The following is an 11238-nucleotide window of genomic DNA, read 5'->3' as shown; positions in this document are numbered from 1 at the left end:
TGGACCGATCGTTAGTCGGTAACGTCTACTGGTTCTCGAACCGGCGGCAGTTCTCCGTCGGTGAAGCCAGGTAGCCAGCGCTCCATCTCTGCCCGCATGGGGACATATGCGTCTAGTTGGCAGGCGACCCCGGTAGCTCCCACCCACACCCGATGTACTAGCGCGTAGGAGGGAGGGAGGTTCATTTTCAGGCCCACGGCGAAGTCAGGTCGGGTCGGGTCTTTCACACGATCGAACAGCCCCCGCAGCCACTCCCGAGAGTAGTGAAACTCTTCAACCTCGGCAGGTTCGATGAAGGGACTGAGGTAGTCCAGTAGGCGCTCGGAATCGATGGTGATGTGAGGTCGGATGAAGCCCTCTTCCTGCAACCCAGCCATCACCGTTTCGGCATCACCGTGCAAGGCGATGCGCAACATCCGGCCGATAGCTGGCGGCAGTCCGCCGGGCATATGGGCGACGGCACCAAAGTCGAGTACGGCCAACTTTCCGTCCGCCGTGAGTCGGAAGTTCCCGGGATGAGGATCAGCATGAAGCAAACCTGCTCGGGCCGGGCCGCACAGCAGGAAACGTTGGTACAACAGGCCCGCACGATCCCGTTCGGCTCGGGTTCCTTCCGCAATGATCCGCGACATCGGGGTGCCATCCACCCATTCGCTCACGAGTACCTGTGGCGCAGCCGCCAGTATGTGTGGCACTAAGAAGTCGGGATCGCCCTCAAAGGCCACCGCGAATTTTCGTTGGTTGTTCGACTCTGCGAGGTAGTCGAGTTCCTCCAAGACCCGTTCTCGGAGTTCCTCCAGCAGCGGTTTCATTTCGATCCCAGGAATCCATGAGCCCATCAATCGACCCATACGCACCATCTGGTTCAGATCGCTGGCTAGTGCCTTCGCGGCGCCAGGGTACTGAATCTTGACTGCCACGGTTCGGCCGTCACGATAGGTCGCGCGGTGGACCTGACCAATAGATGCAGCGGCGGCTGGATTCTCGTCGAACTCCGCGAACCGTGACTGCCAGTCCGCTCCAAGTTGATCGGTGAGTACGTCATCCACCGTGGACATCGGCAGTGGCGGTGCTGCTTCCTGCAACTTAGTCAACGTAGCCCGGTAGGGGCCCACCATTTCCTCCGGCAGCGCGGCCTCGAAGACGCTCATCGCTTGGCCGAGCTTCATCGCCCCGCCCTTAAGCTCTCCTAGGACTTTAAAAACCTGGGCCGCAGTGCGCTGCTGCATCTCCGCAGTGACCGCCTCAGCTGGCTTACCACCCAGGCGCTTACCCCAACCGGCGGCCGTACGCCCGAAGTGGCCCAACGGAAGGGCAGCCATCTTGGCGCTACGGCTGATCGCACGCTTTGGGACTTCGGCCATAGCCCATTGTTACCCAATCACGCCGGTTGCGCTCATCGTCGTGCTGCGGCGACCGGAGCGGTCATATTTGTCCTAACCAGAACAACCCGGTGGCGGCCGCTGCACCGACGAAGGGACCAACGATCGGGACCCACGAGTAGCTCCAGTTGGATGAGCCTTTGCCCTTGATCGGCAGGATCGTGTAGATGATTCGGGGGCCCAAGTCGCGGGCGGGGTTGATCGCATAGCCGGTAGCGCCACCAAGAGACGCACCGATAGCTAACACTACGAAAGCAACGGCGGCGTAGCTCAATGCCGATTGGGTGTTGTCCGCCACGATCGCGTCACCGATACCAATAGTGAACGGGGAACTTTCCAGCACCCAAATGATCAGCACGAAGGTACCGATCGCCTCAGAAACGATGTTCCACGGTGGTGAAGGTACTGATGGCCCGGTGAAGAAGATGCCACCAGTGTTCTCGGGCTCGTCGTGAGTGTCGAACTGTTTCTTGTAGACCAAGTAGGCCAGCACTGCACCGGTCATGGCACCCAGCAGTTGCGCCACTAGGAACATCGGCACCAGCGACCACTCCATGGAATCGCTCATAGCCTGTGAAATGGTCACGGCGGGGTTCAGTTGCGCCCCGGACCGCCAGGCGACACTGGCGCCGACGAAAACGCCGAACGCCCAGCCCATCGAGATAAGCAGCCAGTCGCGGCCATACCCGAACGCTTTCTTTAGCGTCGTGTTCGCGCAGACACCGACACCGATTAGCAACAGCAGTGCGGTCCCTACGAATTCGCTGAGAAACAGCACGCCGTTGGAGTACTTATCCATGGCGGCAGATTAGTGAGATTGGCACTCGTGATGCCTGTTGGCGCCATGCCTTGCTGAAACAGAATGGCCGCTTATCACGGTGGTCGGCTGAGAATGAGCGTCGGCACGCGACGTCGATGGGAATCTGACATCTTGAAGCAAAGTCGTTGAACTGCGCGACCGTCTTGCTCTGGATTGAGTATTTGGATGGCAGCAGTGTGAGGTAGGGCGATGTCGCAAAGTAAGCCGTCAGCATTGCATTCACATCGAACGCCGCAGAGCGCTATCGATGCCACAATCATGGAGGCCGATGCCGACTCCAGCGGTCTGCGCCGTTCTATCGGCACCTTCTCACTAGTCGCTATGGGGGTTGCTGCGGTGGTCGGGGCTGGCATCTTCGTCGTGACAGGTGAAGCGGCAGCGACCCGAGCTGGGCCTGCGGTGGTCATCGCTTTCTTGATTGCCGGGGTAGTGGCGGGGTTTAGCGCGCTGTCCTACGCGGAACTGGCGGGGATGATTCCGCTAGCGGGTTCAACGTACTCCTATGCCTACGCGGCGTTGGGTATTTTTGTTGCCTGGGTGATCGGTTGGGATCTGCTCGTTGAGTACCTCTTTGGTGCGGCCAACGTCGCCAGTGGTTGGTCTGCCTATTTCGCTAACCTCATGGAAGAGGTGGGACTGCCACTGCCGCAGGAACTCCTAGCTGCTCCAGTCGCGGGATCAGGTGATCAGCCCACTGGCTGGATTAATCTGCCCGCGGTACTTTTGGTGCTGCTCGTCACCTCCCTGTTAGCGTCCGGAGCCAAGGAGTCCGCCCGGGCAACGACCTTCCTGGTGTTGATCAAAGTCGGGACGCTGCTGCTGTTCATCGTCGTCGGTGCCACGGCCATCAGCGGTGACAACTATGAGCCCTTTGTTCCGGAGAACGACGGTACCTTCGGGGACTTCGGCTGGACCGGGGTGCTCTCTGCGGCTGGCCTGGTCTTCTATGGCTTCATTTCATTTGATGTGGTGTGTACCGCTGCTCAGGAAGCAAAGAACCCGCGCCGAACCGTACCCATTGGCATCCTAGGTTCGTTGGGGATCGCGACCGGGCTGTACGTCATGGTTGGTGCGGTTCTGGTTGGGCTGGTCTCCTATACGGTCCTTAACGAAGCCAATGCCCTATCTGCTGCGCTTGATGCGGTAAATCTTGGCTGGGTCGGGGACGTCGTTGATGTCGGCGCGGTCATTGGACTGGGTGCTTCAGTGTTGGCACTGCTGTACGGGCAGACCAGGATTTTGATGCGCATGTCGCAAGACCGGATGTTGCCGGCAATGTTTGGTCGGGTTAGTGGGAAAACGGGAACGCCGGTGCGAAGTATTTTGCTGTGTGGTGTGGCAGCGGCCGTGATGTCCGGAGTCTTGCCGTCAAGTGTCCTTGTCGAGTTGGTGTCCATCGGCACGTTGTTGGCATTCATCATTGTCGCAGTCGCGGTCATGGTACTTCGGCGGACTCGGCCAGATTTGCCCCGGAATTTCAAGGTTCCCGGTGGCTACACCATCCCTATCTTGGCGATCGTGAGTTCACTGCTGATTATGGCGACACTGCCGCTGAGTACCTGGCTGCGGTTGTTTGCCTGGCTCGCTATCGGGATGGTCGTCTTCTTTTCCTATTCCCGTACTCGTGCTGGTGCCCTGATGGATGAACGCGTCGCCGAGCAAGCCCTAGCTCAGACCGACGAGGTGAAGGCTGCGGAAGCGCGCGAAGAAGAAGCCTGAAACGTCAGCTCGCGACGGGAAGTGGCTGCCACCAACACGGGCATAACGGGTGACGCGCAAGCGGAGTCGCCCGATTTTCTGGGCTCCGGGTCGTCACGGTCCAGCACCGTCCGATCATGTCGGTGAGATCGTTGGGTAGTTCCCCGTCGCTGGCGCTACCCCAACTCCCGTTGCCGACCGCATCGACAGCGCGGCTGACCAATCGGGCACTTGCGAGTGACGCTTGTTCGACGAGTACCTGATCTCGTTCCACCGCCAGGTAGTTCTCCAGCCGCAGTGATACCACGGGAAAGTGCTGATCCCGCTCGGTGCGGGTCAACTGCAGGCATTGCAGACAGGCGCTTTTGCCAGGAACGACCAGCGGCCCAATTCGAATCGAGTCCGTTCGTGGCGACACCGCCAGGTGGGGCGTGCCGTTGCGCATCAACGAACTAATCTGTTGGAACCCGGTGGCACCGACGAGTACGGCAATGCTGGCGTCGGCAGCAGTCGTCGCTAAGGAGAGGTTCAAACGCTGCAAGCCGCTATGCAGGGTGTCCCAACCGGTAGGCGCGCTGACCCACACCCGGTGTTGGGATCGCGCTGCCACCAGATCGGCGGCATCGGTACTCGCCAGTGAGTTCACTAAACCACGCAGTCGCGCGCGATCGGCGTCTGGATGACGATCCCAGCCTGTTGGCCAACGTCCGGATTGTAGGGCTCCGCAGCGTTGCAGCAACGCCAATCCCGCAAGCTTTTGGTCGTCGTAGTCGCGGAGTCGTCGTTGTTGCTGCAAGGGTGGCAGGCTAGCCGTCACGGCGGCGGCTTCCGCCCCGAAGAATCGATAGCGTCGCGACCATCCCACTTGGATGACCCCGTCTGCCAATGGAATAACCGGCACGGCGGGGTTGAGGCGGGGACGACTGGGTAGAGGAGCTGCGGTGTGGAACGGTTGAGGCATGCGGCATGCTGCCACGCGATCTGCTGACACCACCAATAGATATCCACAGGTTCTGGCGCGACCAGCAGATGGCTGCTGCCGGTGAGATAGTGACGGAAAATGCCCCAGTGCGTATCACTGGTGGGTTGGTGCGTAGGATTTCAGCGGTAAAACTACCGTTTTGAGGAGGACGCATGGCTGAGGAGTACAGCGGTACCGCCTACTGCGTGAAGTGCAAGGAAAAGCGCGATTTCACTGGCCAGGTTGTCGTTAACGCCAAGGGCACCCGCATGGCCCAGGGCAAGTGCCCCGAGTGCGACACCAAAGTGAATCGGATTTTGGGCAAGGCATGAGTTCGCGCGGAGCGCTTCGGGGGTTGGCCTCGGGCGCTCCGCCGGCCCGGCCCTCGGACAGGATGCCGGACTTCGCTGCGGCTGCCGCTGTGGCTAGTCGGACGGTGGCTGATTGGCCTGCGGATCGCCCAATCCGACTGAGCAAAAAGACCTCTAACCTCTTCCGGTATCGGCGCGACGCTGAGGCAGCGCTGGACCTTTCCGCCTTCGATGGCGTTTATTGGGTTGATCCCGACATTCGGCGAGCCATGGTTGGTGGGCTCACCACCTACGAGAAACTGGTGGCTCGCACACTTCCCCACGGCGTTTCGCCCATGTGTGTGCCGCAGTTGCGCACCATCACACTCGGCGGAGCCGTGACCGGCCTCGGCATTGAATCTCCGAGCTTTCGAAACGGCTGCCCGCACGAAACCGTAGTGGCGATGGACGTGCTCACCGGAACAGGAGAGGTAGTCCGCGCAGAACCGGGCGGCGAGTACGCCGACCTGTTCTACGGCTTTCCTAACTCGTATGGCAGCTTGGGTTACGCGCTACGGCTAGAGATCGAAGTCGAGCCAGTTGCCGACTACGTCGCGCTAACGCACGTGCCCTGTACCAGTTACACCGAAGCAACCGCCGTGCTGACCCAAGTCGCCCGTGAACGGACCTGGGACGGCCTACAGGTGGACTTCATCGATGGCACCGCTTTTGGTCCAGGCGAGACCTATGTGACCTTGGGGCGGTACACGGATGATCCCGGCCCAGCGTCGGACTACACCGGAATGCAGATCTACTACCGGTCGCTGCAGCAGCGCAGCAGTGACCGGCTGACTACCCACGACTATCTGTGGCGTTGGGACACCGACTGGTTCTGGTGTTCCCGGGCGATGGGTGCGCAAAATCCGATGATCCGTCGGTTCTGGCCGAAATCGCTGTTACGCAGCGACGTCTACTGGAAATTAGTGGCGCTAGACCGACGGCTGCAGTTCTCTGCCCGATTGGACTCTCGTCGCGGCCTGCCGCCACGGGAACCGGTCGTGCAAGATGTGGAAATCCCGATCGAGGCACTACCCGAGTTCTTGGAGTTCTTCGATCGGGAAGTAGGCATCTCACCGGTATGGCTGTGCCCGTTGCAGCAACGTGATCCGGATGCCTACTGGTCGTTGTACTCCTTTGACCCCAGCAAGATCTACGTCAATGTAGGTTTCTGGTCCACAGTGCCGCGCACTGACGGTGGTGACCCCGAGGATGGTGCCATCAACCGGGCTATTGAAGCCGAGGTGACCAGACTGGGTGGCCGCAAATCGTTGTACTCAACCTCGTTCTACGACCGAGACGAGTTCTACCGAATCTACGGTGGCGACGACTATTGGAGACTCAAGCAGCGCTACGATCCAGACAGTCGGTTTGCGGAGCTGTACGACAAGTGTGTGACGCCGGTTTGAGCTAGGGATCCCGGGCGCGGCAGGATAGGCATACAAGGAGGACGATATGAAGCTAGGCGAAGTTTTTGAGTTACTCGTTGAACCCGATTGCGGAGTGCAGTTCGTTGCATATGACGGCAGCCGCGCTGGTGACCCCGACAGTGACGTCCGTGTTGTGGTCAAGTCGCCTAAGGCTGTGGGAGCGTTCATGTCCGCCCCCGGTCAACTGGGTATCGCTCGCGCCTACGTGCACGGCGACCTCGACATCGAAGGGGATGTCTACGAGGCCTTTGATCGGCTCTACACCAGCCGCCGGATGCCATCGAAGAAAGAGTCGTTGGCGCTGCTGCGCGATCTCGGCCCACACGCGTTGAAGCGGGTGCCGCCGCCGCCGGAGGAAGTGAAGTTAGGCGGCCGGTTGCATGGCCGTCGTCGCGACGCTGATGCGATCAGCCACCACTACGACGTCTCCAACACGTTCTACGAATGGCTGCTGGGCCCGACGATGGCTTACACCTGTGCGGTCTATCCCAAGCTGGATTCCACTCTGGAGGAAGCTCAGGACGAGAAGTTCGATCTGGTCTGCCGAAAACTAGGGCTGCGCTCGGGCATGAAGCTGCTGGACGTCGGCTGCGGTTGGGGTGGAATGACCCGTCACGCCGCTAAGCATTACGGCGTCGAAGTTATTGGGGTGACGTTGTCCAAGCAACAGGCGTTGTGGGGACAGCAGATGTTGGAGCGGGAAGGTCTCACCGCCACCGCACAAATCCGGGCCGGTGACTATCGCGATGTGCCAGAGACGGGCTTTGATGCGGTGTCTTCCATCGGGCTTACTGAGCACATCGGTCGGGATCAGTACGACAACTACTTCACTTACCTGCGTGGCAAGCTCAACTACGGAGCTCGTCTGCTCAACCACTGCATCACTCGTACTGATGCCAAGGCGCGGACCAAGACCTCACGTGGTTTCATCAACCGCTACATCTTCCCCGACGGAGAGCTAGTCCACGTGGGGCATCTCATCGACCGCATGGAGCACCAGAACCTGGAAGTGCGTCACGAGGAGAACCTGCGTGAGCATTACGCGATGACGTTGCGGGACTGGTCACGCAACCTCGACGATCACTGGGATGAATCCGTTGCCGAGATTGGCTTGCGCAAAGCCCGGGTATGGCGGTTGTACCTCAACGCGTCGCGCTGGGGGTTTGCCCACAACCTGATTCAGTTGCATCAGGTGCTGGCGGTGCACACGGCCCCAGACGGATCGTCTGACATGCCAGTACGCCCGGATTGGTGATCTGCGGGATTGATCGCTAGTTGCGGTCAGCCGGGTAGACCGTGGCGTAACCGCTACTGGCACCGAAGGCGATCAAAGAGTCCCACAGCAGGTTGTGCAGCGTGCAAACTTCGTCTTCGTTTTCGTTCTCGGCGTCGGCGTGAGTGGTGCGGCTACGGTGCGGGTCAGGTGACATGGTGTCCTCCAGATATGTGTGTCGCGGTGCGACATCTGGAGAATCCCCAGTCCCGGAGCGCCAGAAACGGCTAGTGGCTGCCGAAGCGGTTCGGCGCTATTTTCGCTTGATCCACTTGCAGTTGCCCATCACGGTGTCGCCCTTGTCGGCCAGCACTCGGGTCTTGCTGCCCCGACATTCCACGGTGTCATTGGGCTCACCGTCACGGGCGTTGACTCGATCGGGACCGTAGCCGCTGATCATGGTGTCTGGTCCGGGGCCCCCGATGAGCAGCGCCCGGCCGGCCTTCTTGCCGTCGGCATTCTTCGGCTTGGTGGCGGACTTGATCATGTCAGCACCGGGGCCGCCGTCCCCGGCGGTGTTGGCAGCTTTGAGGTAGACCCGATACCGGCCCAACGCGCCATATGCGGAACCCTTCTTGGCTTTCACGGTCACTTCATCCTTGCCCGGACCGGCAAAGGTGGGTCCCGCCTTCTTCTGCGTCAACTCGTCAGCCCGTACAGTGCCGAGTCGCAGTTTGCCGAGACCGGTCGGTTTTTCCGCCGGAGGCCGGCAGACCACCTGCAGATTAAGTTTGGTGCCGTCCTTGGCCTTGCCGATGTTCAGCTTGGCGCCGTTCTTGGTCCAAGTGAGGTGATCATTGTCGATGGACTTCTTGGGTGAGAAGCCTTCGACATGGATGGGGCGTTCTCCGGACTCGCAGGTGGCCTGCGGCGTCTTCGGATACTCGGTGCTGTCATTCACCACCGACATCGGCAGCGGTTTGCCGTCTGCTATCGGTGCTAGGTCGTAGGTGGGATCCAGAGCTGCGCCCTCGGTGGTAGTTGTATTCAGACCGCTATCGATAGTGACGGCGATTGTGCCGGACAGCGAGGGTAGCCAACCGCGCTGGGTTGGGATCAGGTCTTGGGGCGAAACCCGTGGATCCAGGTCCGCACCAGAGCCGCCGTAGACGGCATAGAAGGTGTAATCGCCAGCCGCGAACGGCAGGGGTGATGTGACACTCAGCGCCCCGTCGCTCAGCGCGCCTTCAGCTACACCCTTGTCGGTGGTCGGATCTGGGGTGTCGCCGAGCATCTGAAAGACGAAAGCGTCGCTACCCGCCGGGGCGTTGCCCTCGGGGGTCACAGCGATATCAAAGGTAGGAGAACCGGTGGTCTTGTTGTAGCCGACCAGAGTGACGGTCGAGGAGGTTTGCCAGAACTGGTTGGTGGGGTAGCCGCCCCAGTTGCAGGGACTGGTGGTGTATTGACTGCCAGCGACGTTGTCCGTTGCCCAGAAGATTCCCGAGCCGACGTGGCCAGTCTTGCTGAAGTCCCAGTTGGTATTGGTTTGGGTCCAGGACGAGCCCATTGCGGTCTGGGCGTAGGCCGGTGTACTGCTGATGTTCTTACCCTCGACCTGAGTGCAGGTCTTCATCCGGTAGTAGCCCTTGGCGGTATTCGAAGTGAAGGACTTGGTCTGCCACGGTTTGAGGCTGGTCTTACCTTGGCTGCGCTGGTAGGCGCAGGTGTAGCCATTTGTTGAGTTCCCACTGGTCTTGCCGGTGTACGCCAGGCTGCTCGTGCTGCCTCCGGTCGCTTTTTCACAGGAGCTTTGCGCCATAACCGCTGGGGCAGCGAGCGCGATCATTCCGGCGGCGAGACCGGTAGCGGAAAGGGTGGCAATAGCAATACGGCGCATGAGTCGCCCTCTAGTTCGTTACTTGATGAAGCTCCACATTTAGGCAAGGGAACCGAGCGCAAGCAGTCGACCAAAGTTGGGCTGGCCGGTCACGAAGTTTGCGGCGGATCCTCGTCCGTGTCAGGACCGGTACCTTCATCCTCGGAAATATCGTTCTCGGCAACTGGCCAGTCTCCGGGTTCCAACTCCGGCACTTCCAAGCCCGCGAAGAACCCATCAAGGTCATCGAGATCTTCAGACGTGGGCAGTAGGTCGGGATGCTCCCAGCGGTTATCCCGAGTCTCCACGTCGCCATCGGTCACGCGGTTCCAGTACGCCGCGGCCTCTCGCAAGCGGCGCGGGCGCATTTCCAAGCCGACCAGGTTGGCGAAGGTCTTTTCCGCAGGTCCACCAGCAGCGCGACGTCTCCGCATTGCTTCGGTCAACTGCGGTAGCGAGGGCAGTCGCTCTGCAGCAGCGCCGGCCACGGCGATCTCGACCCAGCCCTCGACCAGCGCAAGCAGCGTCTCCAGACGGGCCAAGGCAGCTTTTTGCTCCGGAGATTCTTGTGGCTTGAACATGTCTTCCGACATCAGGTTCTGCATCGACTCGGGGTTCATCGGGTCGACCTGACCCATCATCTCTTCGATCGCGCTGGTGTCGACTTTGATACCGCGTGCGTAAGCAGCAACAGCCTCTTCCAGTCGAGAACGCAGCCATGGCACGTGAGTGAACAGTCGTTGGTGAGCACATTCCCGCAAAGCGATGTACACCAGAACGTCTTGCCGCGGCAGTTCCAACTCGTCGGCGAATGCATTGATGTTGGCTGGGAGTAGCGATGGGCGACCGTCAGGAGTGAGCGGAATGCCGATGTCAGAAGAGCACAGCACCTCTCCGGACAGCATGCCCAAGCCTTGTCCCGCCTGGGTTGCGAACATCGCTGAGCCCAGCTGCTGGGTGATGCCGGACAGTGGCCCCAGGAGTGCTTGAATCTGCTCGGAGTCCATGCCCGGTATCTCACCGCCACCTGGCATTCCTTGACCGCCCATCAGGTCAGACATGGTGGAGGTCACCTGTTCCGCCACCGGCGTCACATATTGCTGCCACGCGGGCAGGGTGTTGTCCAGCCATTCACCGCGACTCCAGGCGATGGCGGCAGCGTTACTTGCGGCGAAGCTGCAGGAGTCGTCTAGCCAGTGGTTGGCCAATTGAACTGCGTCGTTGACTGCGGTGGATTCCGTCGGGCTGACACCGGGGTCTTTCCGTTGGGCTTCGTGTTGCCGCCCGACTTGTTTGGCCATCTCCCAGTTGACCGGACCAGCGGAACCGCCGGTCTGCAGCATCCGGCCCAGCGACTCTAAGGCTGCGCCTAGATTGCCCAGGTCGAATCCGCCCGGTGGCTGGTTGGGTTCTTCTCCCTCACCGGGTGGGTGGAATCCAAAGGGAAGGTTGCCGCTCATGTGACCTCCTGCTCAGCGGTTTACACCGCACTTCTCACGGTAACGGCG

At 60.4% G+C, this 11238-nt stretch carries 10 protein-coding genes; 4 read left to right on the top strand and 6 right to left on the bottom strand.

The window, feature by feature from the left end:
- Nucleotides 1-11: 11 nt before the first annotated feature.
- Nucleotides 12-1364 (bottom strand): AarF/ABC1/UbiB kinase family protein, encoded by a 1353-nt coding sequence (locus K0U62_05290; protein ID MCH9800939.1) that lies wholly within the window; start codon nt 1362-1364, stop codon nt 12-14.
- 61 nt (nt 1365-1425) lie between these two features.
- Nucleotides 1426-2181, bottom strand: a complete 756-nt coding sequence (locus tag K0U62_05285; protein ID MCH9800938.1) for an aquaporin family protein — start codon at nt 2179-2181, stop codon at nt 1426-1428.
- A gap of 210 nt (nt 2182-2391) precedes the next feature.
- Here K0U62_05285 and K0U62_05280 point away from each other — a divergent pair, with 210 nt between their 5' ends.
- Nucleotides 2392-3921 (top strand): amino acid permease, encoded by a 1530-nt coding sequence (locus tag K0U62_05280; GenBank protein ID MCH9800937.1) that lies wholly within the window; start codon nt 2392-2394, stop codon nt 3919-3921.
- A gap of 4 nt (nt 3922-3925) precedes the next feature.
- Here K0U62_05280 and K0U62_05275 read toward each other — a convergent pair whose 3' ends face one another.
- Nucleotides 3926-4801, bottom strand: coding sequence for a hypothetical protein (locus K0U62_05275; protein ID MCH9800936.1), 876 nt, complete (start codon nt 4799-4801; stop codon nt 3926-3928).
- 233 nt (nt 4802-5034) lie between these two features.
- On the opposite strand from K0U62_05275, the gene K0U62_05270 reads away from it, so the two are divergent.
- From K0U62_05270 to K0U62_05260, 3 genes are all read left to right on the top strand, one after another.
- Nucleotides 5035-5193, top strand: a complete 159-nt coding sequence (locus K0U62_05270) for a hypothetical protein (GenBank protein ID MCH9800935.1) — start codon at nt 5035-5037, stop codon at nt 5191-5193.
- Nucleotides 5194-5255: 62 nt separating this feature from the next.
- Complete coding sequence (locus K0U62_05265; protein MCH9800934.1) at nt 5256-6617, top strand: FAD-binding oxidoreductase; 1362 nt, start codon at nt 5256-5258, stop codon at nt 6615-6617.
- A 46-nt stretch (nt 6618-6663) separates the two neighbouring features.
- The gene (locus K0U62_05260; protein MCH9800933.1) at nt 6664-7893 is read left to right on the top strand and encodes a class I SAM-dependent methyltransferase; all 1230 of its coding nucleotides are present in this window, start codon (nt 6664-6666) and stop codon (nt 7891-7893) included.
- Nucleotides 7894-7909: 16 nt separating this feature from the next.
- Here K0U62_05260 and K0U62_05255 read toward each other — a convergent pair whose 3' ends face one another.
- The 3 genes from K0U62_05255 to K0U62_05245 form a co-directional block, all read right to left on the bottom strand.
- Nucleotides 7910-8068 (bottom strand): hypothetical protein, encoded by a 159-nt coding sequence (locus K0U62_05255; protein MCH9800932.1) that lies wholly within the window; start codon nt 8066-8068, stop codon nt 7910-7912.
- A 96-nt stretch (nt 8069-8164) separates the two neighbouring features.
- Entirely contained in the window at nt 8165-9751 is a 1587-nt protein-coding gene (locus K0U62_05250) for a hypothetical protein (protein MCH9800931.1), read from the bottom strand.
- 89 nt (nt 9752-9840) lie between these two features.
- Nucleotides 9841-11190, bottom strand: coding sequence for a zinc-dependent metalloprotease (locus K0U62_05245; protein MCH9800930.1), 1350 nt, complete (start codon nt 11188-11190; stop codon nt 9841-9843).
- Nucleotides 11191-11238: the final 48 nt, after the last annotated feature.

Source organism: Actinomycetes bacterium (assembly GCA_022599915.1).
Taxonomy (GTDB): Bacteria; Actinomycetota; Actinomycetes; order S36-B12.
The sequence above is the reverse complement of the archived record's forward strand: the minus strand, read 5'-3'. Positions and strand labels throughout refer to the sequence as shown.